The sequence below is a fragment of the Gordonia sp. w5E2 genome, from assembly GCF_036540975.1.
In the GTDB taxonomy this organism is placed as follows: domain Bacteria; phylum Actinomycetota; class Actinomycetes; order Mycobacteriales; family Mycobacteriaceae; genus Gordonia; species Gordonia jacobaea.
The window spans coordinates 2,216,500-2,242,921 of the sequence record NZ_CP144213.1; the positions used below are offsets into that span (position 1 = coordinate 2,216,500).

The window sequence follows — 26,422 nt, forward strand, 5'->3', positions numbered from 1 at the left end:
CTCCTCAGTAGTGTAGTCGGTGTCGGGGGACGGGAATCTGCGCTCATGAGCGGGGTGCGTCGGCGTCTCGTATGACTCGACCCTGGGGGTAATTGTGCGGATTGTGATGACGGCGGCTGCTGCGTTGGTCGCGGCACTCTTTGTGGGAGTGGCGATTTCGGCTCCGGCCTCTGCCGAACCCCTGGGCTCCACCGACGCGTCGCGCATTGAAGCGGTGAGCATGGCGAGCGCCACGCGCGCTCAGGTGACGACGTACTCCGCAGCGATGAAGAGGCGGATCACTGTCAGCGTGCTGTTGCCTCGGGATCGCTCGACGCCACGTCCGACTCTGTATCTTCTCGACGGGATCGACGGCGGTGTCTACACCAACTACACCGAGAGTGGCTGGACCTATCAGACAGACATCGAGAAGTTCATGGCCGACAAGCAGGTCAATGTGGTGCTCCCGATCGGAGGCACGGGCTCGTACTACACCGATTGGCGGTCGAACGACCCCATCCTCAAGAACAACCGGTGGGAGACATTCCTGACCAAGGAACTCCCGCCGCTGATCGCGAAGCGCTTCGACACCAACGGTGTGAACGCGATCGGTGGGCTGTCGATGGGCGCACTCGGCGCGATGTCGATCGCGGTTCGCAACCCCGAGATGTATTCGGGCGTCGCGGCATTCAGCGGATGCCTCGATCAGGGGACGCCGGATTTCCGTCGCGCGACAGCGGCGACCGTACAGACGCGCGGCGGCAACCCGGACAACATGTGGGGACCGATCACCGACCCGCTGTGGACCGAACACGACCCCGCAGAACACATCGCAGCACTGCGCGGAAAGCCGATCTATGTCGCTGTGGGCGACGGACTTCCTGACCTCTCGCTGGGCCTCGCTGGGATCGCCTCGCCGGTCGGTGGCGCACTCGAGCGTGCCGCGCTCGAGTGCACGACGGCATTCAAGCAGAAGGCCGATCAGGCGGGCGTGAAGATCACCTACAACTTCCGGCAGGGTCTGCACTCCTGGGGCTACTGGAACCAGGATCTGCACCGCGCATGGCCGACCATCGCGAAGGCGCTCGACGTTCCCGTGCGCTGAATCGATCCGGCGCGCTGACTCGGTTCCGGAGCGCTCAGTCTAAAGGCGTCGGGTCAGGATGAAGTCGTGCTCGATGCTGCCGTTGAGGTCGAACGTCTTGACCCCGGCACGCTCGAATCCCATCTTCGTGTAAAAGCGTTGCGCGCGAACGTTTTCCTGGTTGACGCCGAGCCAGACGAGCACGCTGCCGCGATCACGGGCGGTCTCGATCGCGGCGCGCATCAGCAACTGTGCAGGCGGGTCGGTGCGGCCGCGTGAGTGATGGTCGGGGAGTACGTACATCTTCGACAGCTCGGACGACGGTGTCTCCACGACCACCGCTGCGACGTCGGGGTCGGTCGGTGGCCGGTGGTGCACGAGCGAATAGCCCACCGTCGTGCCGTCGGATGTGCGTGCGATCAACACGTCACTCTCGTGGCTGGCGATGTAGGCAGCAAAGTTCGCTTCGGCCAGGTTGGTCGTGATGAACCCGGCGATGTCGTCGGGCGACGAGTGCGGCGGACAGGCCAGGGGGAAGGTTGCGGCAGCTACCTCGGCGACGACGCCTGCGAGTGAGGGGTCGACCACGACGTCGACGGCCACGGCACCGTGGGAATGCTGTTCGGGTGCGGCATCGCCGGCCATCTGGCTGGTCGGATGTGGTGGCACAGGCTGCGCTACTTCTTTCCGCAGGTGCAGTTGGCGCCGCACGAGCAGTCGGGCCCGCAGGTGCAGTCGGGGTTGTCGCAGCCGGGTGTCATATCAGCAGTCATGCATACGATTCTACGACCGCGCCGAGAGCGTCGGAAGGCGATCGGCGGGCTCAGATGCACGACGAAGCTCCGGATTCACCCCAGTGAGAGTCGCCACGAGCCCGCGTAGATCTCGCGGAGTTCGGTCACTTCGTATGGCATCGCGCCCTGACCCTCGGTGGTGATGGCGTTGACGATGAGCATGCCGTCGGTGATCTCCCACTTGTACTGGTCCCCGTCGAATGCGGCCTCGCGACCTGATGAGTCGACGACGGTGAAGCTGCCCGGGCGGTAGTCGATGTTCATGCTCGCAGTATGCCTGCCGGTGTTCAGTCCTTGACGAGGCCGCCGTCGACGACGAGGTTCTGTCCGGTGACCGCCCGCGACCACGGTGAGAGGAAAAACAGTGTGGCGTCGGCGAATTCCTCTGGTGTGGTGACCGACCGCAGGGGAGTGGACGCGGCGATGGCGTCGAAGATCTCAGGGGGTGTCGCTGCGCTCGCGTCGGTGGTGCGTAGGAGTCCGCCGGAGACCATGTTGACGGTGATGTTGTCTGGGCCGAGGTCGGCGGCCAGCGTGCGAGTCAGCGCCAGGAGTGCGGCCTTGGCGGCTGTGTAGTCGTGGTAAGGGACGACGGGATTCTGCACGAGGTTGGTGCCGATGTTGACGATGCGCCCCGTACCGGCTTCCCGCATACCCGGAAGTGCCGCCTGTACGACTGTCAGTGCGCCGCCGACGATTCCGCGAAACTGCGCGTCGAGTTCTGCGGTGGTGATGGTGTCGGCGGTTGAGCGGGCGTCGCCGTTGAACGAATAGTCGGGAAGGGCGTTGTTCACCACTGCCGTGATAGGCGCGCCGAAATGGGTTGTCGCAGCATCGATCATCGTCTGAACCGCGTCGGGGTCGGTCACGTCGGCTTCGACGGCGAGTGCTCGGTCGCCGAACTCTGCTGCCAGCGCAACTGCCGCGTCGGCGCTGCGTCGATAGTTGACGACCACGCGCGCACCCTCACGCGCCGCGGCGCGTGCGAGGGTTGCGCCCAGTCCGCGGCCCGCGCCGGTGATCAGTACGACGTGCTCGGAAAGAGGCAGCGCTGCAGGCATTTTCGGACCATCCCTTCGCCAGTGCTAACTGGAGCAGGTTCTGCGGGTCTGATCTCAGCCGACCTTGTGTCGGCACCCCGTGTCAGTCTGGCAATCAGACCGCACTCGGGTGGCGAACGCAAGCACCGCTTAAAGTTGCGTGGGATCCTCGGGGGCATTTTTGTACCCGTGGATCCCACACAACTGCGCCGAGGGGCCGGGGAACAAAAAGATCCCGCTGCGAACAGCGGGATCTGATGGTGCGCGATACTGGGATTGAACCAGTGACCTCTTCCGTGTCAGGGAAGCGCTCTCCCGCTGAGCTAATCGCGCGGGTATGAAATTGGTGGTTTGGAGGTGGCGACGGGAATCGAACCCGTGTACACGGCTTTGCAGGCCGTTGCCTCACCACTCGGCCACACCACCAGATGCGAGTCGACTCGCGCCGAGCGGATGACGGGATTCGAACCCGCGACCCTCACCTTGGCAAGGTGATGCGCTACCAGCTGCGCTACATCCGCATGCTTCGCGAGCAGATCTTGTGGACCATTTGTTGCTCGCGATGCGATGCAGAACATTATCCGACCGACACGCTTCTAACAAATCGCCTGGTCAGAGCCTCGGAAAGTGGGAAGTGTGCAGGCGGAGAGTGTCGCGATGGCACCAAGACGCACCCTTGGGCCGCGATTTGGGTTCCCGGCGTCGATCCGTGTAGTCTTTGCCCTCGTGCACCGACGCCTTTGCGCGTCGCGCGCGGTCCCGTGGCTCAGTGGAAGAGCGTCCCGTTCACACCGGGAAGGTCGCTGGTTCGATCCCAGCCGGGACCACAAGAATGTCGCTGCTCGGTGGGTTGTCTCAACGCCGAGCACTGTGCCCGACAGGGTTCCCTGACCGGCAGTACCTGCGCCGTGATCACTGCGCCTGCCTCCAAGCCCGGTATTTTTCCGGCAGGCACACCGCGCACGGACGGAACCCTGCTGCGATCGCGGTCGCTTCGTCGGCGAAGAAGACGCGATTGTTCACGTATCCGCCCCGGGCTATCGTCCGCAGCGCAGAGGTGCAATCCAACTCGCCGTAGATGCGGCTACGTCGGTGTCCGCCAAGGCTTCCCGGTGTCGAGCTCCTGTGTGGCTTCCGATCCGCACCGAGGAGCACGTACGTCTTCTCCTCCACCTCCACAGCTACGCGGCGTCGTGAAAGACCAAGGCGAGGGTGATGCGTTCGCCGGAGCGGACGGCCGAGACTCCGTGTCGGATCGGAGCTGCCGACCACCCGCGCTTCGACTCGACGGGACGGTCTCGGGTGGTGAACACGTAGCCATGACCCTGCGGCAGCAGGAACGCGGTTCCCCGTGACTGTGCACGTGGGCGTTGTTCGAGCAGCAGGAACTCCCCGCCGGTGTGGTCGACTCCGGGGTTGCTGAGATTGATGACCACCTGCAACGGAAACACGAGGTCGCCGTAGAGGTCCCGATGCAACGCGTTCCAGTCCCGCTCACCGTACTTCAACAGGATCGCCGTCGACTTCGTCTGGCCCGCTGCGTGGCACATCGCCAGCCATTCGTCGAGGGTGTCCGGCCAGATCGGGTCGCGGCCGAGCTTGGTCCACCAATCCCGAGCAATGGTCAGCAGTCGCGGATAGAGCGCCTGTTTCAGACGCTCGACCGGCTCCGGGTAGGGAGTGTCCAGGTATTTGTACTGGCCCTCCCCGAAGCGGTGACGACCCATGTCGACCGTAGCGCGGAAGACGTCGTCGGCGTCGTACAGCGCTCGGAGCTCGTCGACTTCGGGTGCGGTCAGTAGCCGGGGGAGAAGCGCACCGCCGTACTCGTTCACCTCGGCGGTGACGCTTCGCCAGTCGGCCGACTCGACACGCTCCGAGTACGCCTCCCCGGCTGTCGCCCTCGTGGAGCTGACGCTGCTGTGTGCGCCGGCGTCAGCCCCACGATTTCCTTGCCTCTCCGCGGCTGTGGTCACGTGTCCTCCCAGGTCGACTAACAAGCGCGTCCTGCGCCCTCACCGGGTAGTCGCGACAGCGGGCTGAAACGTGAGATGAGATTTACACCAGCACGGTTCTCGGTGTTGCCGAGCACCTCGCCTGCGTGACAACCCCTTTCATGCTCCGATGGTCCCCGCGGCAGGCTCGTAGGGCGTGAAGAACTGATTCGCGGGCACGCCCTCGAGGGTCATCACCAGAGCGGGCACGGCCATGCCGTCGATCTGCTCTCGGATGATGTCGGCGTGTCCAGCATGGCGCGCGTACTCCTCGATGAGGTGAATGAGGAAGTAACGCAACCGGATGGGTTGCGGCTCGAGCCGGCCGTACCACGGCGCGGGCGGCGCAATCGCGTCGGCGTCCGGGTCGCTTGCCAGGATCAGTCGACGCAGTTGCGCACGCGTGGTGTCGAAGTCGCTGAGCAGGTCGTCGACCGACTCGTCCTCGCCCACAACGAAACCGGCGAGGTAGTCGGCGAAGCCATCGGCGTCGACCGTCGGCGTGACGTCTTCACCGGAGAGTCGCTCGACTGCCCCACGCATGCCGTCGAGAGTGTGCTTGATCAGGCCGCCGATGGAAAGCTCGCTCCGACAAGGGGTTTCGCGCAGCTGCGCCTCCGTGAGGCCGAATGCCGCGGCGCGGATCGCGTCGAGCTGCTGATCCACGTAGTTGGCGATACCGGTCGCTTCGTTGTCGCGCTGCGGTGAATACATCGAGATGCTCCGATCAGAGGTGGTGTGACTTCTGATCAGAGCCTCTCAGCGATTGCGGTCGGTTTCGGTCCGCAATGAAATAGTGACTGTCAGCTCCGAAGCGGTGCCAACGCTCGTCATCCGCGAAGCGGTGCCAAGGCTTCTGACAGCTTCACGATCTCGTCGAGCTGAGCCTTGACCACGGCGCTTTGCTGCTCGTTCGGCTCGAAGATGCCGTCGTCGGTCAGTTGCTTCTGCGGGAAGTTGATCTCGACGTTGCCCTTGGTCATGACGAGCCCGAGTGCTGACACGACGACCCGCAGCGCGACCTGGGCGCGTGTTCCGGCCGAGTTGCCGCCCCAGTTGACGAAGCCGACTGGTTTGCGATCCCACTCGCTGTGGAGGTAGTCGAGCGCGTTCTTGATGGCGGGGGAGTAGCTGTAGTTGTACTCGGGGAAGACGAAGATGAACCCGTCCGCTGCCTCGACGCGAGCGCTCCACGCCTTGGTGTGGTCCTTCACGTAGTTCTTGAGTCGCGGATGGTTCGGCTCGTCCATGAACGGAAGATTGAGCTCTGCGAGGTCGACGAAGTCGACGTCGTAACGGTCGTCGGCATCGGCTGCTGCCTTGACCCATTCGGCGATGGGGCCGCCGATCCGGCCTTCGCGGACACTTCCGAGAATGATCATGAGTCTGGTCATAAGAGTCTCTATCTCTGTTGGATGTGCAAGCGGTGTCTGCGCCATCGATGGTAGTCAGGACGTGCACCCGACAGTCAGCGGCGGACCCGCCTCACGAAGCCGTACAGCGCGGCGCGGTACCCGCGTTCGTAGCTCTGCGTGATGTCGGGAATGTCGCCTGAAGCGAGCGCCGACGACGCGTGGTGACGTGCCCAGGTGTCCGGCATGGTGGCGAGATACGTTGTCGCATCGTCGAATCCGCGTTGGAACGCGTCCTCGTCGACTGTGTCGTCGGCGAGCGACGACTGATGCGTCGTCGGGGGCGTCGACGACGGAAACGCCACGATTCGGCCGCTGGTCATCTGGTGGCTCTCTTTTCTGCGAGTGTGCGGTACAGGGTGGCGCGACTGACGCCGAGTACGGCGGCAATTGTCGGGACGGAATCGCCGTTGTCGCGAAGGCGTCGTGCGAGTTCGACCTGCTCGTCGGTCAGCGCTCGTGGCCGCCCGAGGTGCCCGGTTCGATGACGATCGCCGGGGCCGCGCGCTCGACGCCCGACGGCGCTCATCTCGTCGTTGGCGACTGCGAGCGACGCGAGAACGCCGACCAGCGTCGAACCGGCGTCGTCGTGCGTGCTCAGACCCTCGCGGAGGGCTTGTATCCCCACGTCGTGTTCGGTGAGCGTGCGGATGGTCGCCAGGACTTCGTCGGCGGAGCGTCCCAACAGGTCCATGCTCACAACGATCAACACGTCGCCCGGGCGGGCGTAGTCGACAAGGGCGTCGAAGCCAGGTCGTTGTGCCGCAAGGACTCCCGCGTCGGTGTCGTCCGTGTAGATCCGACGCTGAGCGACGCCGTGCGAGACAAGGGTGTCGACCTGTTCGTCGAGGGCCGGCGCCGCAGCACTCGCACGCGCGTATCCGAGCAGCATGTGCTGCGCGGACGACGGAGGGGGCTCTGTCATGTCCAACAACCTATCGCAAAACTCGACGCAAAATGAGATTAGGCGACGGCGTTTCGAGACTGGCCAACCAGCGCGCGAGACTGGCTCGAGCTGAAGGCATTCACGAGAAACGTATCGGAGTCACGGAAGGCGCGCCAGTACGGGACTTATGAGACACAAGATCAGATTACGAGACGACTATTCGAGATATCTTCCGGATCGGGTCCACCCGGCGTCGTCGCGGCGTACTGTCCGCGAGCATGACGCGAACACACCTCGAGACCCCCGTCGTCGCGACCACCTCTGGGCGGGTCTCGGGTCGCAGAACCGACGACGTGACGGCCTTCCTCGGCATCCCCTACGCGGCGCCTCCTGTCGGGCTCGCGGCGTTCGACTCGCCACGGCCGGTCGACGCCTGGGACGGGGTGCGCACAGCCACCGAGTACGGGCCGACCGCACCGCAGGTCCCATACCCGGCGCCGATTGCCGCACTGCTCGACAACGTGATCGCTCTCGGCGACGACTACCTCACGGTCAACGTGTGGACCCCGGATCACGGCGCGGGTGGCTTACCGGTGATGGTGTGGATTCACGGCGGTGCGTTCACCCGCGGTTCCAACCGGTTGGCCATGTATGCGGGCGACACCTTCGCCCGCGACGGCGTGGTCTGCGTCGGCATCAATTATCGGCTCGGCACAGCGGGTTTCGCGTCGGTGAGCGGCGGCGTCGAGAACAGGGGATTGCGCGATCAGATCGCGGCTCTCGAGTGGGTGCAGGCGAACATCGCGAGCTTCGGCGGCGATCCCGGCAACGTGACGATCTTCGGCGAATCGGCGGGAGCCATGAGCGTGGCGTCACTACTGGCGTCACCGCTGGCGCGCGGCCTGTTCCGGCGAGCGATCATGCAGAGCGGCAACGGGTCGGTGGCCGCGCAGATCGACGATGCCCGTCTGGTCACCGCGCGGCTGTCCGAAATCCTCGGTGTCGAAGCCGACGCGCAGTCACTTGCCGACGTCGATCCCGCCGCGTTGCTCGCGGCTCAGTCGCAGTTGGCACTCGAGTGCATGGTGAACCCGGACCCCGCAGTGTGGGGTGAGTCGACGGTGGCCCAGGGGATGGGCATCATGAGCCAGTTCCCGATCGTCGACGGTGACGTCCTCACTTCCGTGCCGCATGAGGCGATCGCGTCGGGTGCCGGCGCCGACATACCCCTGCTGGCCGGATGGAATGCCGACGAGTTCCGCTTCTTCCTCGTCGCGTCGGGTGGGGCCGACGCGGTCACCGAGCAGGCCGCCGCAGCGGTGCTCGGTCGCCAGCCGAATGGCATCGAGCACCTCCGCGCCCGACTCGACGCCGGAGACAGTCCAGGTGACGCGCTCGCGCAGGCACTCACCGCGCGCGCGTTCTCCGGTCCGACGACTGCGCTCGCCGCGTCGCGTCCATCGGGCTCGACGCACCTCTACGAGTTCGGGTATCGCAGCCCGAGAGCAGGTATCAGGGCTGGTCACGCCGTAGAGATTCCGTTCGTGTTCGATCACCTCGACCAGGCGCACGCCCTCGTCGGTCCCGAACCCGACCAGCAGATCGCCGACGAGATGCATCGAGCGTGGGTCGACTTCGCGACGACGGGCGATCCCGGCTGGTCGTCGACAGGTTCGGAATCAGACAATCGACACTTTCGGCGATTCGGTTTCTGACCTGCGATAAGTCTTGGCTACGGTGTGTGCATGTCTGCGAGCACCTCCGTCGATCAGCGACCGTCACCGCTGGTAATCGGGTTCAAGCCGGTGCTCGCGGTCGCGGTACTCGCCATCCTCGCGGTGATCTGGCACATCTTCGTGATCCCGATCGGCGCGCAGTTCAACGGGCTGTTCGACAACGCCACCGATCTCTACGTCTACCGGGCAGGCGGACGAGCCGTGCTCGACGGCCGACCACTCTACGAATATCCGGTCTGGGGTCGTCTGAGCTTCACCTACCCGCCGTTCTCCGCGGTGGTATTCACCGTCTTCGCGCTGATGAGCGCGGTGGTGGCGAAGATCGTGTGGTGGGCCGCGATATTTTTCGCGCTCGTCGCGACGGTATTCCTCGGAATGCGCACACTCGGCTACAAGGCCGACAGAAATCTTGCCGTCTTCGCCGTGAGCGGAGGGATCTGTGTCACGGTGCTCGAACCCGTCCGCACGACGATCTGGCTCGGTCAGATCAACGTCTTCCTGATGTTCATCATCCTGCTCGACCTGGTCTTTCTCGATCTGCTCCATCCCCGATCAAGACTGCGTGGTCTCGGCGTCGGCATCGCGGCGGGACTGAAGCTGACGCCCGCGTTCTTCGTCGTGTATCTGCTCGTGCTGCGCCGGTGGCGGGCTGCGGTCATGGCACTCGTGGGGTTCGCCATCACGGTCGCGATCGGTTTTCTGGTCATAGGGTCCGATGCGCGGCAGTACTGGACGACCTATGTCACCGGCGAGTCACGGATCGGGCGCGTGGATTCACCCGCGAACCAGTCGATCAACGGCTTCATCTCTCAGATGCTGGCGTATTTCGACGTCCGGCGGTTCTCGCAACCCGCGCCGGTCGGGCCACTGTTTTCGGCCCCCGATTGGTTGTGGATGCCCGTTGCGCTCGTCGCGGCGATCCTGGGTCTCTGGGCGGCGGTCGTGTCGTATCGGCGTGGACGGAGACTGCTGTCGGTCACCACCGCCGGCATGACGGCAGCGACGGTGTCGCCGTTCTCGTGGGGTCATCACTGGGTGTGGGTGGTGCCACTGCTGGTCGTCGCATTCGACTTCGCGTACCGGGGCAGCATCGGCGGGCGAAGGTACTGGTGGCGGTGGTTGGCCCCGCTGACCGTGTGTGCGCTCTCGTTCTCGTACTGGTGGAACTACTGGGGCAGTGGCAGTCGCTACGGAGCCGATCACATCATCGCGATCGGACTGTTCATGATGCCGCGATATCCCGACCCGGGGGTGTTGGATCGCATCGCCGTCATCTTGTACGCCGGGTGCTATCCACTGATCCTGTTGCTCACGATCATCGTCACGTTGGTAGCCGAGTTCCGGCAGCGGCGCGTCGAGGCGTCCGAGGAGGTGACGCAGCCGGATACGTACTCTGGAGATATCGAATCGTCCGGCGCCGCGGACCCCTCGGCGCCGGACACAGCACATGCGGAGAGTGGAGTACTGCGTGCCGAGGTGGCAACGAATACGCATCTGGAGTCGTCAACGCAGGTACGTCATCCGGCGTGACGCGCGTCTGAACCTCACCTATCGGATCGTTGTCGGCGTCGTCGGTGCGCTGGTGCTCGCCGGCGGAATCGTCGCGATCCCATACCCCGGCCCGGGCTGGCTGATCGTGTTCCTCGGACTCGGAATCCTCGCGTCTGAATTCTCGTGGGCCCAACGGTTACTGCGCTTCGCGCGCAGCAAGTACGACGCCTGGCTCGAGTGGATGAAGCAGCGCCACTGGTCGGTGCAGGGTGCTTTTGGTGTTGTCACCTTCGTCGTCGTGCTGGCCTCGCTGTGGGTCCTGGGTGTCCTGGGAACGGCCGCGAACTGGGTGAACCTCGACGCGGCGTGGCTGACGAGCCCGATCCTGTGAGACATCCCGGCCGCGGTGGTGGCCGACGGGGCGCCCGCAGATACGATCGACGTGCACGAACACCGAAACCTCTCGGCGGGTAACCCCCCCGCCTCTCATCAAGGAGCAGCGAAGTGCCCGACAACGCATTGGTGACCAGCCCAGCCACGATCCGTGTGCCGGCCGGGACCACCGCGGGCACGGCGCTGCGCGAGCACGAGCTGCCGAACAAGGGACCTGAGGCGGTCGTCGTCGTCCGTGACGCCGCGGGTCAACTGCGGGATCTCTCCTGGGCTCCCGATCTCGACACCGACGTCGAACCGGTCTCTGCCAACACCGACGCGGGTCGCAGCGTGATCAGGCATTCGACCGCGCACGTGCTCGCACAGGCTGTGCAGGATCTCTTTCCCGAGGCCAAGCTCGGGATCGGCCCGCCGATCAAGGACGGCTTCTACTACGACTTCGACGTCGCAGAGCCCTTCACTCCCGAAGATCTCACCGCGCTCGAGAAGAAGATGAAGCAGATCATCAAGTCGGGTCAGAAGTTCTCCCGACGGGTCTACGCGTCGAAGGACGAGGCCCGGGTGCAGCTCGCAAAGGAGCCGTACAAGCTCGAGTTGATCGACGACAAGGGCGCGGCCGACGACAGCGAGGTCATGGAGGTCGGCGGGGCTGAACTCACCGCATACGACAACCTGAATCCCCGCACCGGCGAAGTGATCTGGTGCGATCTGTGCCGTGGCCCGCATGTGCCGACCACCAAGTACATCTCGGCGTTCAAGCTCACCAGGAGTTCGGCTGCCTATTGGCGCGGCGACCAGGACAACGCCGACCTACAACGCATCTACGGCACCGCCTGGGAGTCGGCGGAAGCCCAGGACACCTACCTGGAGATGCTCGCGGAGGCCGAGAAGCGCGACCATCGACGCCTGGGTGCAGAACTCGACCTGTTCAGCTTCCCCGACGAGATCGGCTCGGGGCTACCGGTGTTCCATCCGAAGGGCGGCATCATCCGCACCGAGATGGAGGACTACTCGCGCAAGCGCCATATCGCTGCCGGGTATCAATTCGTCAACACGCCGCACATCACCAAGAGCAACCTGTTCGAGGTGTCGGGACACCTCGATTGGTACGCCGACGGCATGTACCCGCCCATGCAGCTCGACGCCGAGTTCAACGACGACGGCTCGGTGCGCAAGCCGGCTCAGGACTACTACCTGAAGCCGATGAACTGTCCGATGCACAACCTGATCTTCGATGCGCGCGGACGCTCGTATCGCGAACTCCCGTTGCGCCTCTTCGAGTTCGGCACTGTCTACCGCTACGAGAAGTCGGGCGTGATCCACGGACTGACCCGCGCCCGAGGGTTCACTCAGGACGACGCACACATCTACTGCACTCGTGAGCAGATGCGCGACGAACTGCGCTCGCTGCTGACCTTCGTGCTCGATCTGCTCCGCGATTACGGTCTCGACGACTTCTACCTGGAGTTGTCGACGCGGGATCCCAAGAAGTCCGTCGGCGACGACGAGACCTGGGAGATCGCGACCAACACCCTCGCAGAGGTTGCGGGAGAGTCCGGACTCGACCTCGTGCCCGATCCCGGGGGTGCTGCGTTCTACGGGCCCAAGATCTCCGTCCAGGTCAAGGACGCGCTGGGCCGCACCTGGCAGATGTCGACCATCCAGCTCGACTTCAACCTCCCCGAGCGCTTCAACCTCGAGTACACCGGCCCGGACGGCGCCAAGCACCGACCCGTCATGATCCACCGCGCGCTGTTCGGCTCCATCGAGCGGTTCTTCGGCGTGCTCACCGAGCACTACGCGGGTGCCTTCCCGGCATGGCTCTCGCCGGTGCAGGTCGTCGGCATCCCTGTTGCCGAGGCGTTCGTCGACCACCTGCAGGGCGTCGTGGATCAGTTGAAGGCCAAGGCAATTCGCGCCGAGGTCGACTATTCCGACGACCGCATGCAGAAGAAGATCCGCACGCACACCACCGGCAAGGTGCCGTTCATGCTTCTCGCGGGCGAGCGAGACGTCGAGGCCGGTGCGGTGAGCTTCCGGTTCCGAGACGGCACCCAGGTCAACGGCGTACCCGTTGCCGACGCGGTCAGAATCATCGACGAGTGGATCTCCGCGCGTCGCAACGAGTCTCCGACCAAGGAGCTGATCGAGGGTGCCGGAGATGCCTGAGGCCGACGACGCATCGACCGGTGAGATCCGCGATTGCGGTACCGGCGATCCCGATCGGCTACAGCGGCTGTGGAGTCCGCACCGGATGACCTACATCACGGCCGACCCGCCGGTCGTGAAGAAGGCGGCCGACGGTTCGGACCTCACCGGGCACCCCTTCCTCGACATCCCGACGATGACCGACGAGGACGGGTTGATCGTGGCGCGCGGAGAGCACGTCTACGCCGTGCTCAATCTGTACCCGTACAACCCCGGCCACACGATGATCGTGCCGTACCGGCAGGTCGCCGACCTCGAGGCGCTCACCGCAGGCGAGGCCGACGAGTTGATGGGCTTCACGCAGCGCATGATCCGCACGATCAAGGCGGTGTCGAATCCGAACGCGTTCAACGTGGGTCTGAATCTCGGTTACGCGGCAGGCGGCTCGCTATCGGAGCACATCCACCAGCACATCGTGCCGCGGTGGGTGGGCGACGCGAACTTCATCACGGTTGTCGGCGAGACAAAAGTCATGCCACAGTTGCTGCGCGACACCCGTGCGCTGCTCTCGGACGCGTGGAAGCAGCTCGACACCCCATGAGCGCGCGACCGCACCGCATGAGCAGTGCAGGTACAGAACTGAACGGTCGGGAAGGAGCGGTGCGGTGCTGAGCATTCGAGGCCGGGCGTCGGTGTCGAAGGTGACGTTGCCGCTCGGACGCGCGTTGCTGCGCACCGGGCTGACTCCTGACGCCATGACCGTGATCGGCACCGTGGCGACAGTCGCGGCGGCGGTCACGTTGTTCCCGATGGGCCACCTCTTCTGGGGCACGATGGTCATTTGGCTGTTCGTGATGTTCGACATGCTCGACGGCGCGATGGCGCGAGCACGCGGTGGCGGAACCCGATTCGGTGCGGTTCTCGACGCCACCTGCGACCGCATCGCCGACGGCGCGATCTTCGCGGGCCTCGCGTGGTGGTGCGCGTGGACGGTGCCGCACCAGTGGCTCTTCGTCGCCACGATGATCTGTCTGGTGACCTCACAGGTCATCTCGTATGCCAAGGCACGCGCCGAGGCATCGGGTCTGTACGGCGACGGCGGTCTCATCGAGCGCCCGGACCGGCTGATCATCGTGCTGGTCGGAGCGGGGTTCACCGGTCTCGGACTGTGGTGGGCGATTCACGTCGCCATGTGGCTCCTCGCGATCGGGAGCGTGATCACCGTCGGACAGCGCATGTGGTCGATTTCCCGATCGCCTGGTGCTCGCGACCTGATCCCGCTTGCACCGAGCGCCCGTGACGTCGACACCGATGCCGAGACCGACGCTGGCGCCGATACCGACACCGAGACCCAGGCCGGGCCCGACGCAGGCACCGGAACCCGGTGAGCCGTCTCGGCGGGTACCTCTCCGACCTGGGCTACCGGGCCGGATGGGCGGGTGTGCGTCTGCTGCCGGACCGATGGGGCAGAACTGCTTTCGAGGGCGCGGGCGCGATGGTCGGTCGCCGTAACGGCGGCCCGCAGCAGTTGCGACGCAATCTCGCTCGCGTGATCGGAGCCGAACGGCCGCAGGACGTGCCGGACGAGCTCGTAGCCGACGCGATGCGCTCGTATGCGAGGTACTGGTACGAAGCGTTCCGGCTCCCTGCCATGGGATTGGCGAACGCCGCGGCATCGGTGCACATCGCCGACGACGATGTCGCCCGCTTCGAAGCGGAGATCGCGAAGGGCAAGGGCCTCATCTTCGCGTTGCCGCACAGCGGCAACTGGGACATGGCCGGGGTGTGGCTGATCAACCGAGGTCATCGATTCTCGACAGTGGCCGAACGACTCGAACCGGAGTCTTTGTTCGACCAGTTCGTCGCCTATCGCGAGAGCCTCGGGTTCGAGATCTTTCCGCTTACCGGCGGGGAACAGCCCCCGTTCGCGCGTCTGGCCGACCGACTTCGTGACGGGTCGGTGGTGTGTCTGCTCGCAGAACGCGACCTGACCCGCCACGGCGTGCCGGTTCAGTTTTTCGGTGAGCCGACCCGCATGCCCGCCGGACCCGCGCGCCTGGCGATCGAGACCGGCGCCGCGCTCATGCCGGTACACCACTTCTTCCTCCCGGACGGAAGGTCGCAAATCCTGGTCGGAGAGTCGGTCGACGTCTCGGGCGGCGTCGAGAAAGCCACCCAGGCCATGGCCGACGCGTTCGCCACGAACATCGCGGCGCATCCCGCGGATTGGCACATGTTGCAGCCGCTCTGGGAATCCGACTGGTCGGCGGAGCGTCGTGCGCGAATCGAGAGCACCGGATGAAGATCGGAATGGTCTGTCCGTACTCGTTCGACGTTCCGGGCGGCGTGCAGGCACATGTGGTCGAGCTCGCCGAGGTGTTCATCGACCGTGGCCATACCGTGAGCGTCCTCGCGCCTGCCGCCGACGACACGGTGCTGCCCGACTACGTCGTGTCGGCGGGTCCCGCGGTGGCGCTGCCCTACAACGGGTCGGTGTCCCGCGTCTGCTTCAGCCCGCACGGCTATCTGACGCTTCGACGCTGGATCGCCGAGAACGAGTTCGACGTCTTGCACGTCCACGAACCCAATTCGCCGAGTCTGTCGATGCTGGCGTTGATGGTCGCGCTGGGGCCGATAGTCACGACGTTTCACACCTCGACGTCGAAGTCGTTGTGGTTGAAGACATTTCAGGGAATCTTGCGCCCGTATCACGAGCGGATCGCGGGCAAGATCGCCGTGTCGGAGCTCGCTCGACGCTGGCAGATGGAGTCGCTGGGTTCCGACGCGGTCGAGATCCCGAACGGAATCAACTGCGCAGGTTTCGCCGACTCTCCGCCCCTGCCCGGGTACCCGCATCCCGGCCGATCGGTGCTGTTCCTCGGTCGCTTCGACGAACCACGCAAGGGCATCGACATTCTGATGCGTGCATTGCCGACGATCGTCGAGAGTTTTCCCGAGGTCCGAATCCTGGTGGTCGGCGGAGGCAATGAGCGTGCGTTGAGGCGTCGGGCAGGAGATCTCGCGGACCATCTGGTCCTGCTCGGTCAGGCCGACGACGAGACCAAGGCGCGAGCGCTGGCATCGGCAGACGTGTACGTGGCGCCCAATCTCGGTGGCGAGAGCTTCGGCATCGTGCTGGTGGAAGCCATGGCGGCGGGCGCGGCGGTGGTCGCGAGCAAACTCGACGCCTTCCGACGGGTCCTCGACGACGGCCGTGCGGGAAAGCTGGTTGCCGTCGGGTCTGCGGATGAACTCGCCGAGTCCGTGATCGAGCTCCTGTCCGACGACGACGCCCGCGCCGACCTTGTCGAGGCCGGTCGGGCGAGGGCCGCGAAGTACGACTGGTCGCGGGTGGCCGATCAGATCCTGCGCGTGTACGAGACGGTCACCGTCGACGCCGGACCCGTCGTGGTGTCGGACTGAGTGGGCCCGACATGAATGTTGCTGGGCCACAGGTGGCATCGAGCCTTGCCGACGCCGTGCGGTTCTCCGGGATCACGATCTCGGGAACCGTGGCGTCGATCGTGTTCGTCGTGGTGGTTCTGGTCCTCGTGGCGGCGGCGTGGGCCTATAAGACCGCCAACCGCCTCGACCGGCTGAACGTTCGCGTCGACCTGGCACGTCGGTCGCTAGAATCCGCGCTCGAGCGACGCAGCGTCGTCGCACGTGCCATCGCGGCGTGGATGGAGACATCGACCGACGACCGTGACAGAACGGCCGCGGCCAAGCTGACCGCGGTCGCCGACCGCGCCGAACGCGCGACGCCCGAGCAGCGCGAGGACGCGGAGAACGACGTCTCCGCAGCGCTTTCCCGTACCGACAACGGCGCCCGCCCGGCGTCGTTGTCGATCGAACTCGCCGACGCCGAGACCCGCGTGATGATGGCACGACGCTTCTACAACGACGCCGTTCGCGACACGCGGGCGCTTGCCACCCGCAGACCCGTCCGCTGGCTCAAGCTCGGAGGCACGGCAGCGCCACCTGCGTACTTCGAGATCTCCGAGCGGGTGGCACCGGACGAATCGTCCTGACAGGCGGCGAACCTGCGGCTAGGACACAATTCGGGGTCGCCTATCCTGTAAGGCCAGGAGCCCAGTGGATCGCCGATGGGCCGTGAACGCGAAACCAGGAGACATCAGTGAGTCAATTCCAATCAGGGGAGCAGCCCGCGACGGACGCAACCCTGTCGGTCAACGGACACGCCGCTGCTGACTCGCAGGCAGGACACGGCACCGCCCGCGTCAAGCGCGGAATGGCCGAGATGCTCAAGGGCGGCGTGATCATGGACGTCGTCACGCCCGAGCAGGCGAAAATCGCCGAGGACGCGGGTGCTGTCGCGGTCATGGCGCTCGAGCGGGTACCCGCCGACATCCGCGCACAGGGTGGCGTGTCGCGTATGAGCGACCCCGACATGATCGACGGGATCATCAACACGGTCAGCATCCCGGTGATGGCCAAGGCGCGTATCGGACACTTCGTCGAGGCGCAGATCCTGCAGAGTCTCGGCGTCGACTACATCGACGAGTCCGAGGTGCTCACGCCCGCCGATTACGCCAACCACATCGACAAGTTCGCGTTCACCGTGCCGTTCGTGTGCGGTGCCACCAACCTCGGCGAAGCGCTCCGACGCATCACCGAAGGTGCTGCGATGATCCGCTCCAAGGGCGAGGCAGGCACCGGCGACGTCTCGAACGCGACGACCCACATGCGCAAGATCCGTGACGAGATCCGACGTCTCACCTCGCTGCCGAAGGACGAATTGTACGTCGCGGCAAAGGAATTGCAGGCGCCATACGATCTCGTCGTCGAGGTCGCCAACGCGGGCAAACTGCCGGTGACCCTGTTCACCGCGGGTGGAATCGCCACTCCCGCCGATGCCGCGATGATGATGCAACTCGGTGCCGAGGGCGTGTTCGTCGGCTCGGGCATCTTCAAGTCGGGTAACCCCGCGCAGCGGGCGGCGGCGATCGTGCAGGCCACGACGTTCTACGACGACCCGGACGTGCTCGCGAAGGTATCGCGCGGACTCGGCGAGGCGATGGTCGGCATCAACGTCGACGACATCCCGGCACCGCATCGTCTTGCCGAGCGTGGCTGGTAGTCGACATCGACGACATGGACACGTTCGCTCCGACGGTGAGTTCGTCACCCGCGCAGGTCGAGCCCGCCGGTAGGATCTGCTGACCATGGACTCGGTGAGCATCGTCCGTGATTCGTCGCTGACCGGCAGCGACATCGTCGGAGATCTGCGACTCGACTGGTCGGTGTACAGCGACGTCGGACGTGTCCGCGACGCCAACGAAGACGCCGCTCTCGTGCTGCCCGGACGCTATCTGCTGGCCGATGGCATGGGTGGGCACGAAAGCGGCGAGTTGGCCAGCGAAGCAGCACTTCTGACGCTGGCCGAGGTCGAGCCGGGCGCTGAACTCGCAGGCACCCGAGACGCACTCGACCAACTCCTCGTCGACGCGCAGCAACGTATCGGTGGCATCGACGGATTCTCCGACCGACGAGCGGGGACCACGGTCACCGGTGCGGTGCTCGTGACCGACGATGACGTCCTCCACTGGCTGATACTCAACATCGGCGATTCGCGGACGTACCGGTTCCAGAACGGCACGCTCCAACTGCTCACACGCGACCACTCGCAGGTCCAGGAGTTCGTCGACGCCGGTGTGATCACCGCCGAGCAGGCACGAATCGACCCGCGCCGCAACGTGATCACCAGGGCGCTCGGAGCCGGCATGGCCGAGCCCGACGCCGATTACTTCTCCACGCCGGCCCTGCCCGGGGACGTACTGCTCATCTGCTCCGATGGTCTGACCGGAGAGCTTCCCGACGCCGAGATCGCCGAGATCCTCGCGGGCTCCGACTCCGTGGAAGACGCCGCGGCAAGCCTCGTCGACGCCGCGCTGTTCGTCGGCGCGCACGACAACGTCACCGTCGTCGTCGTGGCGGTCCGCAGCGACGAGGAGTCGGACGAGGCCGACGGGGAGAACACCGAGACATCGGGCGAGACGCCCACATGACCGCGTCGAGGTGCGCTCGCCGATGACGTCCGGACAGGGTCCGCAGACGCAGTCCGAGCGCGCATTCGTCGACTATTGCGGCGAGCGGTTCGGAATCCTGGCGGGCCGTCGGTTCTGGATCGGGCGTGAGGCGGATCTGTCCGTCGACGACAATCCGTATCTGCATCGTCGATTCTTGTTGCTGCACAACGTGAATGGGTTGTGGTGGTTGAGCAACCGAGGTGCGCACCTGTCGGCGAGTGTCTCTGCGGGCGACGTCGGATTCTCGGCGGTACTCGGACCGGGCGCGCGGATGCCGCTGGTCTTCGGACACACCACGATCGTGTTCACGGCAGGGCCGACCACCTACGAGGTCGACGTCCACACCGTGAGCCCGCAGGTCGACGCCGTGACCGCGCCCGAGGTCGTCGGCGGGATGATCACGCAGGGTGTGCCGATGCTGACCGAGAGTCAGAAGCTGCTGATCGTGGTCCTGGCGGAGGAGATTCTGCGTCGTGACGGCACGGGTGCCAGCGCGATCCCCTCGTCGGCGCAGGCAGCGGGGCGGCTCGGCTGGTCGCTTACGAAGTTCAACCGCAAGCTCGACAACGTCTGCGACAAGCTCGATCAGCTCGGGGTCAGTGGAATGCGAGCGGGCGGTGGAAAACTCGCGAGCAATCGCCGGGCAAAGCTCGTCGAGTACGCGGTGGCCTCACGCATCGTGACGCGCGGCGACCTACCCCTCATCGACGAAGAGGCCGCGCGCAACGCTGCCGGCTGAGCCCGATTCACCCGCTCTGAACTGCGACGATGCGGCATGGGGAGTTCTCCCCATGCGTAGGGGAGTTCTCCCCATCGACGGGCGGCCCGAGCACTCATAACGTCATCTGCACGCGGTGCGTAGTACCGCGAATGACCGAGCCGACACGGCGTAGACCGATGCGGCACAAGCGATGACCGAGGAGATGCTGACATGACCGCACCTACCGCACCCCGTATTCCCGCTGTGCAACTCGACGCCTACGCCGCACGACGTCGTGCCGAGTCGGTGGCGCGTCGGCAGGAGGCATTGGCCCGCCTCGCGGCGCGTCGGATGCCGTTGCCCGGGCCCTCAGCGGCCGTCGCCGTCGGCGAAGGACCTCGGCAGGGCGCGACTGTTGCCGGTGGCCGGGGCGAACGACACATGCACCTGTTGCCGCAGCTCGATTCGAACGTGGGGGAGGCGGCGACGACCGACGAGCGCCCACGCAGCCGACAAGCACTGCCGAAGCCGCAGTTGACGCCGCGGGAGATCGAGGTGCTGCGGACGTGGCTGATGGTCGACACGAAGCCCGCAACCGCTGCGGCGCTGTACATTTCGCTCGGCACGGTGAACACACACCTCACACGTATTCGGGCCAAGTACGCCGAGATCGGCCGTCCGGCCCCAACCAAGGCGGGACTCGTAGCGCGCGCGGTCCAGGACGGGATCGTCGAGCTCGACGAGCTCTGAGAAGGCCGTGTGTCTGCCGCGGTGTCACCATGCGGGATACTGTCCGGGTGGCAGACATCGAAGAGATCCTCCAGGTCGAGCGGATCGAGAAGGACATCTACCGCGGTGGCGCGTTCGAGAGCTTTCTGCAGCGCACGTTCGGCGGCCAGGTCGCGGGTCAGGCGCTGGTCTCCGCCACCCGCACGGTCGACGACAGTTACACGGTGCATTCGCTGCACGGATACTTCCTGCGTCCCGGCAATCCCGATATCCCGGCGGTCTTCCTCGTCGACCGTATCCGCGACGGACGGTCGTTCTGCACCCGGAGAGTGACCGGAATCCAGAACGGCGAGGCGATCTTCACGATGTCGGCGTCGTTCCACGTGGGCGGTGACGAGGGGATCGAGCACCAGGACCGCATGCCTCCTGCGCCCGACCCCGAGTCGTTGCCGGACAGGGCCGACAGTGAGTCCGACGACGACTCGTCGGTGCTCAAGGAATGGCAGAACTTCGACCTTCGCGTGGTGCCTCGCGACGAGATGGTGACGAATCCCTATCTCGCTGCGCAGCAACGGGTCTGGTTTCGGTACCGACATCGACTGCCCGACGATCAGACAATCCACGTGTGCACGCTGGCCTACATGAGCGACATGACGTTGCTCGGGTCGTCGAAGGTGCCGCACCCCGGCATCGAACCGCAAGCGGCCTCGCTCGACCATGCCATGTGGTTCATGCGACCGTTCCGTGCCGACGAATGGCTTCTGTATGACCAGAATTCGCCGTCGGCAGGGGGTGGCCGCGCGCTGACTCAGGGCCGCATCTTCGATCGCGACGGTCGGCTCGTCGCCGCGGTCACGCAGGAGGGCCTGAGCCGCACCGGTCGCCAGATGCCCGCCGACCAGCACGCACGGCACGACAGGTGACCGCGGACAGCGGATCGCCACAGGTCGGAGTCCTAGCACTGCAGGGTGACGTGCGCGAACATCTCGCCGCCGTCGCTGCTGCGGGTGCCACGCCGATCAGTGTGCGTCGCCGCGAAGAACTCGACGCCGTCGACGGACTGATCATCCCGGGTGGGGAGTCGACGACGATGAGCAGACTCCTCGGGGTGTTCGATCTCTACGATCCGTTGCGTGCGCGACTCCGCGACGGCATGCCCGCCTACGGCTCGTGTGCGGGAATGATCATGCTCGCCTCGGAGATCCTCGATACGCGGCCCGATGCCCGGCATCTCGATGCGCTCGACATCACGGTGCGACGCAACGCGTTCGGACGGCAGGTGGAATCGTTCGAGACCGATCTGGAGGTCGACGGCATCACCGACGGACACCCGATGCGTGCGGTCTTCATCCGCGCACCCTGGGTCGAGCGGGCGGGCGACACTGTTGAGGTTCTGGCCCGGGTCACCGAGGGGCCCGCGGAGGGTCGGATCGTCGCGGTGCGTCAGGGTGACGTCCTCGCGACGTCGTTTCACCCGGAGGTGACCGGCGATCGACGAGTGCACGAATACTTCGTCGGGATGGTCGCAGCTAAGATCGAATGACGAACGACACCGTGCGCGGCAACGACGCCGCGGGCACGCGAAAGGATCGGAACAGCGTATGAGCGGCCATTCCAAATGGGCGACCACCAAGCACAAGAAGGCGGTCATCGATGCCAAGCGCGGCAAGATGTTCGCCAAGTTGATCAAGAACATCGAGGTCGCGGCACGTACCGGGGGTAGCGACCCCGCCGGTAACCCGACGCTGTACGACGCGATCCAGAAGGCCAAGAAGAGCTCGGTACCCAACGACAACATCGAGCGCGCACGCAAGCGCGGCGGTGGTGAAGAAGCCGGTGGCGCCGACTGGCAGACCATCACCTACGAGGGTTACGGCCCGAACGGCGTCGCGATCCTCATCGAGTGCCTCACCGACAACCGCAACCGGGCTGCGGGCGAGGTTCGCACCGCGATGACCCGCAACGGCGGCAACATGGCCGACCCGGGGTCGGTGGCCTACCTGTTCACCCGACGTGGTGTGGTGACGCTGGAGAAGAACGGACAGTCCGAGGACGACATCCTGATGGCGGTTCTCGATGCCGGTGCTGAGGAAGTCAACGATCTCGGCGACTCGTTCGAGGTCGTCAGCGAGCCGACGGATCTGGTCGCTGTCCGCACCGCACTGGTCGACGCAGGCATCGACTACGACTCGGCCGAGGCCGATTTTCGCGCCTCTGTCGAGGTGCCGGTCGACGCCGAAGGCGCACGAAAGGTCTTCAAGCTGATCGACGCGCTCGAAGACTGCGACGACGTCCAGGACGTGTACAGCAACGTCGACGTCAGCGACGAGGTACTCGCGGAACTCGACGCCTGAGTTTCAGTTCGTTCGCGCGAGCGCCGGTCGCTCCGGGTGGTCGTAACGTACCTCGAGATCGGCGGTCGGAGCGTGCGCGTCGTCGTCGAGCAGCGGTTCGATGGTCCACTGCTCGGCGTCGGGTGTCCGCCGTCGCAGCGCGCCCTCCGACATCGCCAGATGGATCACCAAGTCGAGGTCTAGTGCCTGCGTGCGCAGCATCGGGCCGGCGAGAACGATGATCTGAGAGTCGGTGGCGTGCCGGTGTTCGTCGCGAAATGATCTGTCGCGCACCGGGTCCCATAATCGAGGCAGCCACCGTCGGTGCGTCCGGACGGCGTCGATCACCTCCCGGCCGATAGCGGCGAAGTCGAACCAGCTCTCCCGGTACGACTGGGGATCGGATCTGCCGTACTCCAGGCGTAGTGATGCCGGACGCAGATAGTCCGACGTGCGGACCACGGCGGCCGCCCGCCCGCGTGCCCGCAGGCCGTCGACGATTTCCGAGGCAAGTACCTCCGGGCCGGCTGCGGGCGCGCCGTCGACCCCGACGACCGCGATGCCGTCAAGGGCGGCGCAGCGTTCGGTGCACAACTGCACCAGGCCCTGCGGAGTGATCGGTTCGAATCGCGTCATCGAGTCCACTCTTACGCCGTGTCGATCACCCGTATTGTCGGGCCCCCTCGGTAATATCTCGAACAACTGTTCGCTGCAATCCGAGGAGTACGTGTGCGAGTGATGGGCGTCGACCCGGGGCTGACGCGATGCGGTATTGCCCTCGTCGAGTCGGGTGCCGGTAGGCAGGTGACCGCGCTCGACGTCGACGTTGTCCGCACACCGACCGACATGGACCTCGAACGACGACTGCTCGCCGTGTACACCGCGGCCTCGCACTGGCTCGACACGCACCATCCCGACGTCGTCGCGATCGAGCGGGTATTCGCCCAGAACCAGGTTTCCACGGCGATGGGCACAGCGCAGGCCGGTGGTGTCATCGCGCTCGCCGCCGGTCAGCGCGAGATTCCCGTACGCTTCCACACCCCATCCGAGGTCAAAGCCGCGGTGACCGGCAGCGGCCGCGCCGACAAAGCGCAGGTCACCGCAATGGTCACCCGCATTCTCGGCATGCAGACCAAGCCGCGCCCAGCCGACGCCGCCGACGCTCTGGCTCTCGCGATCTGCCACTGTTGGCGAGGTCCGATGGCCGAGCGGATGATGGCCGCGCAGAAGCAGGCCGAGGCCGCGGCCGCCCGGCACCGTGAGAAGATCGCCGCTGCGCGCGAGCGCGCCGCCGACACTGCGCGTGAGCGCGCCGCCGGCGCAGCGCAGGGGAGGAGCGGAGCATGATCGCATCTGTTCGTGGGCCGGTCGTCGACGTCGCGCTCGACCATGTGGTGATCGATTGCGCCGGTGTCGGATACCGGGTTCTCGCCACGCCGTCGACGTTGTCGCGGATGCATCGGGGTGAAGAGTCGACCCTGCTGACCTCGATGATCGTGCGCGAGGACTCGATGACCCTTTACGGGTTCACCGAGCCCGACGCCAGAGCACTGTTCGCGCTGCTGCAGACCGTGACCGGTGTCGGGCCGCGCCTCGCGATGGCGACGTTGGCGGTTCTCGAACCCGAGGCGCTGCGCAGGGCACTGGCCGACTCCGACGTCAAGGCGCTCACCTCGGTACCCGGGATCGGCAAGCGTGTTGCCGAGCGACTCGTCGTCGAGCTTCGCGACAAGGTCGACCGTCCCGCGGCAGACGGACCGTCTGGTGTGAGCGTCGTGAGCGGCGGAGTACGTGATCAGGTCATCGAGGCGCTCGTCGGGCTCGGCTTCACCGCGGCGCCCGCGGAGAAGGCGGTCGTCGCGATTCTCGCGGAGACTCCCGATGCCGACGCATCGGCTGCCCTGCGGAAATCCCTTGCGCTGCTTGGGAAGTCGTAATGAGTTCAGACGAGCAACTCGAGCGCGAGGTGAACGCGACGCCGGTGCGGTCCGACGGCGACCTCGACGCTGGTCTGCGCCCGCGATCACTGGCCGACTTCATCGGGCAACCGCGCGTGTGCGAACAGCTCGAACTCGTTCTGCACGGAGCTCGTGGTCGGGGAGGGACGCCCGACCACATCCTGCTGTCCGGACCTCCAGGGCTGGGCAAGACCTCGTTGGCGATGATCATCGCGGCCGAGATGGGTGCCGCGATCAGGGTGACGTCGGGTCCGGCGCTCGAGCGGGCAGGCGATCTCGCGGCGATGCTGTCGAATCTGGTCGAGGGAGATGTGCTCTTCATCGACGAGATTCACCGCATCGCCCGCCCCGCCGAAGAGATGCTCTACCTCGCGATGGAGGACTTCCGAGTCGACGTCGTCGTGGGCAAGGGGCCGGGCGCGACGTCGATCCCGCTGGACGTCGCGCCGTTCACGCTGGTCGGCGCGACCACGAGGTCGGGGTCGCTGACCGGCCCGCTGCGCGACAGATTCGGGTTCACCGCCCACATGGAGTTCTACGAGACCGACGAGTTGGTGCGAGTGCTCCGCCGTTCTGCGGGCATTCTCGGCATTGATCTCGGCGGCGACGCGGCGTCGGAGATCGCGAGTCGGTCGCGCGGGACACCGCGTATCGCCAACCGGCTCCTACGTCGTGTGCGCGACTACGCGGAGGTACGCGGCGACGGAACAGTCACCGTCGACACCGCGCGCGCTGCGCTGGCCGTCTACGACGTCGACGAACTCGGTTTCGACCGGCTCGACCGTGCGGTGCTCAATGCGCTGATCAGGGCATTCGGTGGCGGGCCTGTCGGTGTGTCGACCCTGGCCGTTGCCGTTGGCGAGGAGCCCGCAACCGTCGAGGAGGTCTGCGAACCCTTCCTCGTGCGTGCGGGGATGATCGCGCGGACTCCGCGCGGTCGCGTGGCAACGGCTGCGGCGTGGCACCACCTCGGCTTGACGCCGCCGGCGGGTGCGCTGAACGCCACGTTCGGTGTGCGTCCGCGCGACGTCGACGGCGAATCGCTGTTCGACGACCTCTGACACCCAGGTAGTGAGCCAAAAATGTCCGAATTAGCGGCATGGCACACTAGAGGGAGTGCACAGCTACGGCGTGCAACCTCCACATTCAACGAAGGACTGATCGCTCTCTCATGGAATCTCTGCTTTTCCCGCTTCTGCTCGTGCTCCTCGCCGGCTTCATGTTCTTCTCCATGCGTAAGCAGAAGAAGCGCGCTGCCGAGCAGCAGGACATGCAGAACTCGATTCAGACCGGCACGCGCATCCAGCTCACCTCGGGCCTGTTCGGCACCATCATCGACGCCTCGTCGTCGGACTATGTCGATGTCGAGATCGCTACCGGAGTTGTCACACGCTGGAACCGCCTGGCGATCATGAAGGTCGTACCCACCGAGGATGCCGCGGCAACCTACGCCGGTTACGTCCCGCCGAGCGCACCGCTCACCGCGGATGGTGACGAGTTCTCGACCATCGACGGCAGTGTGAACTACGACGGCATCTCCAGCCACGATGATGTCCGTGACGCCGACGACGTAGACGTCGACCTGCGTAAGGATCAGGGCGGAAGCAGCCCCGACTCGGACAAGTAACGCATCTGGTCTGAGCAGCACTGCTGGCGCGTCACACGGCCCGGTGGGGTCGTGTGAACGCGTCAGGG

The 26,422-nt window shown here is 65.6% G+C and carries 31 protein-coding genes, 4 tRNA genes and 1 riboswitch; of the genes, 22 read left to right on the top strand and 13 right to left on the bottom strand.

Annotated elements, in window-relative coordinates:
* The first annotated feature begins 106 nt into the window (after positions 1–106).
* On the top strand, positions 107–1,084 hold the full coding sequence (locus tag RND64_RS10110; RefSeq protein ID WP_049697494.1) for an alpha/beta hydrolase: 978 nt from the start codon (positions 107–109) through the stop codon (positions 1,082–1,084).
* A 39-nt stretch (positions 1,085–1,123) separates the two neighbouring features.
* On the opposite strand, the gene RND64_RS10115 is transcribed toward RND64_RS10110, so the two are convergent.
* The 6 genes from RND64_RS10115 to RND64_RS10140 all read right to left on the bottom strand — a co-directional run bounded on the left by RND64_RS10115 (position 1,124) and on the right by RND64_RS10140 (position 3,418).
* Positions 1,124–1,708, bottom strand: a complete 585-nt coding sequence (locus RND64_RS10115) for a GNAT family N-acetyltransferase (RefSeq protein ID WP_331436663.1) — start codon at positions 1,706–1,708, stop codon at positions 1,124–1,126.
* A gap of 203 nt (positions 1,709–1,911) precedes the next feature.
* Positions 1,912–2,121 (bottom strand): hypothetical protein, encoded by a 210-nt coding sequence (locus tag RND64_RS10120; RefSeq protein WP_049697224.1) that lies wholly within the window; start codon positions 2,119–2,121, stop codon positions 1,912–1,914.
* Positions 2,122–2,144: 23 nt separating this feature from the next.
* The gene (locus tag RND64_RS10125) at positions 2,145–2,918 is read right to left on the bottom strand and encodes a 3-oxoacyl-ACP reductase (RefSeq protein WP_331436614.1); all 774 of its coding nucleotides are present in this window, start codon (positions 2,916–2,918) and stop codon (positions 2,145–2,147) included.
* Positions 2,912–3,008, bottom strand: a riboswitch (TPP riboswitch). Its footprint overlaps the gene before it by 7 nt.
* A gap of 147 nt (positions 3,009–3,155) precedes the next feature.
* A tRNA-Val gene (locus tag RND64_RS10130) sits at positions 3,156–3,230 on the bottom strand.
* Positions 3,231–3,249: 19 nt separating this feature from the next.
* Positions 3,250–3,323, bottom strand: a tRNA-Cys gene (locus RND64_RS10135).
* A gap of 22 nt (positions 3,324–3,345) precedes the next feature.
* Positions 3,346–3,418: transfer RNA gene (locus RND64_RS10140), tRNA-Gly, on the bottom strand.
* 234 nt (positions 3,419–3,652) lie between these two features.
* Between RND64_RS10140 and RND64_RS10145 the strand changes: the two genes are divergently transcribed.
* Positions 3,653–3,724: transfer RNA gene (locus RND64_RS10145), tRNA-Val, on the top strand.
* Positions 3,725–3,809: 85 nt separating this feature from the next.
* On the opposite strand, the gene RND64_RS10150 is transcribed toward RND64_RS10145, so the two are convergent.
* The 6 genes from RND64_RS10150 to RND64_RS10175 form a co-directional block, all read right to left on the bottom strand.
* Positions 3,810–4,070, bottom strand: a complete 261-nt coding sequence (locus RND64_RS10150) for an Ada metal-binding domain-containing protein (RefSeq protein WP_049697496.1) — start codon at positions 4,068–4,070, stop codon at positions 3,810–3,812.
* An 8-nt stretch (positions 4,071–4,078) separates the two neighbouring features.
* Positions 4,079–4,732 (bottom strand): 2OG-Fe(II) oxygenase, encoded by a 654-nt coding sequence (locus RND64_RS10155; protein WP_049697497.1) that lies wholly within the window; start codon positions 4,730–4,732, stop codon positions 4,079–4,081.
* A gap of 279 nt (positions 4,733–5,011) precedes the next feature.
* Complete coding sequence (locus RND64_RS10160) at positions 5,012–5,605, bottom strand: DinB family protein (protein WP_049697226.1); 594 nt, start codon at positions 5,603–5,605, stop codon at positions 5,012–5,014.
* A 116-nt stretch (positions 5,606–5,721) separates the two neighbouring features.
* Positions 5,722–6,285 (bottom strand): NADPH-dependent FMN reductase, encoded by a 564-nt coding sequence (locus RND64_RS10165; RefSeq protein ID WP_005206064.1) that lies wholly within the window; start codon positions 6,283–6,285, stop codon positions 5,722–5,724.
* A gap of 74 nt (positions 6,286–6,359) precedes the next feature.
* A complete protein-coding gene (locus RND64_RS10170; RefSeq protein WP_049697227.1) occupies positions 6,360–6,626 on the bottom strand; it encodes a hypothetical protein in 267 nt (88 codons plus the stop codon).
* On the bottom strand, positions 6,623–7,228 hold the full coding sequence (locus RND64_RS10175; protein ID WP_049697228.1) for a recombinase family protein: 606 nt from the start codon (positions 7,226–7,228) through the stop codon (positions 6,623–6,625). The genes RND64_RS10170 and RND64_RS10175 overlap by 4 nt, the downstream gene beginning before the upstream one ends.
* Positions 7,229–7,467: 239 nt before the next feature.
* Between RND64_RS10175 and RND64_RS10180 the strand changes: the two genes are divergently transcribed.
* The 16 genes from RND64_RS10180 to RND64_RS10255 all read left to right on the top strand — a co-directional run bounded on the left by RND64_RS10180 (position 7,468) and on the right by RND64_RS10255 (position 22,790).
* Positions 7,468–8,904, top strand: a complete 1,437-nt coding sequence (locus tag RND64_RS10180) for a carboxylesterase/lipase family protein (RefSeq protein ID WP_049697229.1) — start codon at positions 7,468–7,470, stop codon at positions 8,902–8,904.
* A 30-nt stretch (positions 8,905–8,934) separates the two neighbouring features.
* Complete coding sequence (locus RND64_RS10185; protein WP_049697230.1) at positions 8,935–10,455, top strand: glycosyltransferase 87 family protein; 1,521 nt, start codon at positions 8,935–8,937, stop codon at positions 10,453–10,455.
* Positions 10,373–10,807: a TIGR02611 family protein gene (locus tag RND64_RS10190; RefSeq protein ID WP_049697231.1), complete on the top strand. Its 435-nt coding sequence runs from the start codon at positions 10,373–10,375 to the stop codon at positions 10,805–10,807. The genes RND64_RS10185 and RND64_RS10190 overlap by 83 nt, the downstream gene beginning before the upstream one ends.
* 113 nt (positions 10,808–10,920) lie before the next feature.
* Complete coding sequence (gene thrS, locus RND64_RS10195) at positions 10,921–12,978, top strand: threonine--tRNA ligase (protein WP_049697232.1); 2,058 nt, start codon at positions 10,921–10,923, stop codon at positions 12,976–12,978.
* Complete coding sequence (locus tag RND64_RS10200) at positions 12,971–13,558, top strand: HIT family protein (RefSeq protein WP_049697233.1); 588 nt, start codon at positions 12,971–12,973, stop codon at positions 13,556–13,558. Before thrS ends, RND64_RS10200 begins: the two co-directional genes overlap by 8 nt.
* 64 nt (positions 13,559–13,622) lie before the next feature.
* Positions 13,623–14,345 carry a phosphatidylinositol phosphate synthase gene (gene pgsA / locus RND64_RS10205; protein ID WP_049697234.1) on the top strand — a complete coding sequence of 241 codons (723 nt, stop codon included), beginning with the start codon at positions 13,623–13,625 and terminating at the stop codon, positions 14,343–14,345.
* Entirely contained in the window at positions 14,342–15,259 is a 918-nt protein-coding gene (locus RND64_RS10210) for a phosphatidylinositol mannoside acyltransferase (protein ID WP_049697235.1), read from the top strand. Before pgsA ends, RND64_RS10210 begins: the two co-directional genes overlap by 4 nt.
* Positions 15,256–16,380, top strand: a complete 1,125-nt coding sequence (locus tag RND64_RS10215; protein ID WP_049697236.1) for a glycosyltransferase family 4 protein — start codon at positions 15,256–15,258, stop codon at positions 16,378–16,380. The genes RND64_RS10210 and RND64_RS10215 overlap by 4 nt, the downstream gene beginning before the upstream one ends.
* Positions 16,381–16,469: 89 nt before the next feature.
* Entirely contained in the window at positions 16,470–16,988 is a 519-nt protein-coding gene (locus RND64_RS10220) for an NUDIX hydrolase (protein WP_049697498.1), read from the top strand.
* Between the two features lie 152 nt (positions 16,989–17,140).
* On the top strand, positions 17,141–18,058 hold the full coding sequence (gene pdxS / locus RND64_RS10225) for a pyridoxal 5'-phosphate synthase lyase subunit PdxS (protein WP_049697499.1): 918 nt from the start codon (positions 17,141–17,143) through the stop codon (positions 18,056–18,058).
* 85 nt (positions 18,059–18,143) lie between these two features.
* The gene (locus tag RND64_RS10230; protein WP_049697237.1) at positions 18,144–18,986 is read left to right on the top strand and encodes a PP2C family protein-serine/threonine phosphatase; all 843 of its coding nucleotides are present in this window, start codon (positions 18,144–18,146) and stop codon (positions 18,984–18,986) included.
* Between the two features lie 22 nt (positions 18,987–19,008).
* Positions 19,009–19,746: a hypothetical protein gene (locus RND64_RS10235; RefSeq protein WP_049697238.1), complete on the top strand. Its 738-nt coding sequence runs from the start codon at positions 19,009–19,011 to the stop codon at positions 19,744–19,746.
* A gap of 192 nt (positions 19,747–19,938) precedes the next feature.
* Positions 19,939–20,457, top strand: a complete 519-nt coding sequence (locus RND64_RS10240; protein ID WP_049697239.1) for a helix-turn-helix transcriptional regulator — start codon at positions 19,939–19,941, stop codon at positions 20,455–20,457.
* 47 nt (positions 20,458–20,504) lie between these two features.
* Entirely contained in the window at positions 20,505–21,359 is an 855-nt protein-coding gene (locus tag RND64_RS10245; protein WP_049697240.1) for an acyl-CoA thioesterase, read from the top strand.
* Positions 21,356–21,979: a pyridoxal 5'-phosphate synthase glutaminase subunit PdxT gene (gene pdxT, locus RND64_RS10250; protein ID WP_049697241.1), complete on the top strand. Its 624-nt coding sequence runs from the start codon at positions 21,356–21,358 to the stop codon at positions 21,977–21,979. Before RND64_RS10245 ends, pdxT begins: the two co-directional genes overlap by 4 nt.
* Before the next feature lie 58 nt (positions 21,980–22,037).
* Positions 22,038–22,790, top strand: a complete 753-nt coding sequence (locus RND64_RS10255) for a YebC/PmpR family DNA-binding transcriptional regulator (RefSeq protein ID WP_005206023.1) — start codon at positions 22,038–22,040, stop codon at positions 22,788–22,790.
* Between the two features lie 3 nt (positions 22,791–22,793).
* Here the strand turns inward: RND64_RS10255 and RND64_RS10260 are convergent, their stop codons facing one another.
* Positions 22,794–23,405, bottom strand: a complete 612-nt coding sequence (locus tag RND64_RS10260; protein WP_049697500.1) for a hypothetical protein — start codon at positions 23,403–23,405, stop codon at positions 22,794–22,796.
* A gap of 93 nt (positions 23,406–23,498) precedes the next feature.
* Here RND64_RS10260 and ruvC point away from each other — a divergent pair, with 93 nt between their 5' ends.
* The 4 genes from ruvC to yajC all read left to right on the top strand — a co-directional run bounded on the left by ruvC (position 23,499) and on the right by yajC (position 26,354).
* Positions 23,499–24,116 carry a crossover junction endodeoxyribonuclease RuvC gene (ruvC, locus tag RND64_RS10265; RefSeq protein ID WP_049697242.1) on the top strand — a complete coding sequence of 206 codons (618 nt, stop codon included), beginning with the start codon at positions 23,499–23,501 and terminating at the stop codon, positions 24,114–24,116.
* On the top strand, positions 24,113–24,706 hold the full coding sequence (ruvA, locus tag RND64_RS10270) for a Holliday junction branch migration protein RuvA (protein WP_049697243.1): 594 nt from the start codon (positions 24,113–24,115) through the stop codon (positions 24,704–24,706). The genes ruvC and ruvA overlap by 4 nt, the downstream gene beginning before the upstream one ends.
* On the top strand, positions 24,706–25,788 hold the full coding sequence (ruvB, locus tag RND64_RS10275; RefSeq protein WP_049697244.1) for a Holliday junction branch migration DNA helicase RuvB: 1,083 nt from the start codon (positions 24,706–24,708) through the stop codon (positions 25,786–25,788). Before ruvA ends, ruvB begins: the two co-directional genes overlap by 1 nt.
* A gap of 110 nt (positions 25,789–25,898) precedes the next feature.
* Entirely contained in the window at positions 25,899–26,354 is a 456-nt protein-coding gene (gene yajC / locus RND64_RS10280) for a preprotein translocase subunit YajC (protein ID WP_049697245.1), read from the top strand.
* Positions 26,355–26,422 lie beyond the last annotated feature (68 nt).

Coding starts and splice junctions, on each gene's coding strand:
- RND64_RS10110 (WP_049697494.1), top strand. CDS start 107: ATGACGGCGGCTGCTGCGTTGGTCGCGGCACTCTTTGTGGGAGTGGCG.
- RND64_RS10115 (WP_331436663.1), bottom strand. CDS start 1,708: ATGGCCGGCGATGCCGCACCCGAACAGCATTCCCACGGTGCCGTGGCC.
- RND64_RS10120 (WP_049697224.1), bottom strand. CDS start 2,121: ATGAACATCGACTACCGCCCGGGCAGCTTCACCGTCGTCGACTCATCA.
- RND64_RS10125 (WP_331436614.1), bottom strand. CDS start 2,918: ATGCCTGCAGCGCTGCCTCTTTCCGAGCACGTCGTACTGATCACCGGC.
- RND64_RS10160 (WP_049697226.1), bottom strand. CDS start 5,605: ATGTATTCACCGCAGCGCGACAACGAAGCGACCGGTATCGCCAACTAC.
- RND64_RS10165 (WP_005206064.1), bottom strand. CDS start 6,285: ATGACCAGACTCATGATCATTCTCGGAAGTGTCCGCGAAGGCCGGATC.
- RND64_RS10170 (WP_049697227.1), bottom strand. CDS start 6,626: ATGACCAGCGGCCGAATCGTGGCGTTTCCGTCGTCGACGCCCCCGACG.
- RND64_RS10175 (WP_049697228.1), bottom strand. CDS start 7,228: ATGACAGAGCCCCCTCCGTCGTCCGCGCAGCACATGCTGCTCGGATAC.
- RND64_RS10180 (WP_049697229.1), top strand. CDS start 7,468: ATGACGCGAACACACCTCGAGACCCCCGTCGTCGCGACCACCTCTGGG.
- RND64_RS10185 (WP_049697230.1), top strand. CDS start 8,935: ATGTCTGCGAGCACCTCCGTCGATCAGCGACCGTCACCGCTGGTAATC.
- RND64_RS10190 (WP_049697231.1), top strand. CDS start 10,373: ATGCGGAGAGTGGAGTACTGCGTGCCGAGGTGGCAACGAATACGCATC.
- RND64_RS10200 (WP_049697233.1), top strand. CDS start 12,971: ATGCCTGAGGCCGACGACGCATCGACCGGTGAGATCCGCGATTGCGGT.
- RND64_RS10215 (WP_049697236.1), top strand. CDS start 15,256: ATGAAGATCGGAATGGTCTGTCCGTACTCGTTCGACGTTCCGGGCGGC.
- RND64_RS10230 (WP_049697237.1), top strand. CDS start 18,144: ATGGACTCGGTGAGCATCGTCCGTGATTCGTCGCTGACCGGCAGCGAC.
- RND64_RS10235 (WP_049697238.1), top strand. CDS start 19,009: ATGACGTCCGGACAGGGTCCGCAGACGCAGTCCGAGCGCGCATTCGTC.
- RND64_RS10240 (WP_049697239.1), top strand. CDS start 19,939: ATGACCGCACCTACCGCACCCCGTATTCCCGCTGTGCAACTCGACGCC.
- RND64_RS10255 (WP_005206023.1), top strand. CDS start 22,038: ATGAGCGGCCATTCCAAATGGGCGACCACCAAGCACAAGAAGGCGGTC.
- RND64_RS10260 (WP_049697500.1), bottom strand. CDS start 23,405: ATGACGCGATTCGAACCGATCACTCCGCAGGGCCTGGTGCAGTTGTGC.
- ruvA (WP_049697243.1), top strand. CDS start 24,113: ATGATCGCATCTGTTCGTGGGCCGGTCGTCGACGTCGCGCTCGACCAT.
- ruvB (WP_049697244.1), top strand. CDS start 24,706: ATGAGTTCAGACGAGCAACTCGAGCGCGAGGTGAACGCGACGCCGGTG.
- yajC (WP_049697245.1), top strand. CDS start 25,899: ATGGAATCTCTGCTTTTCCCGCTTCTGCTCGTGCTCCTCGCCGGCTTC.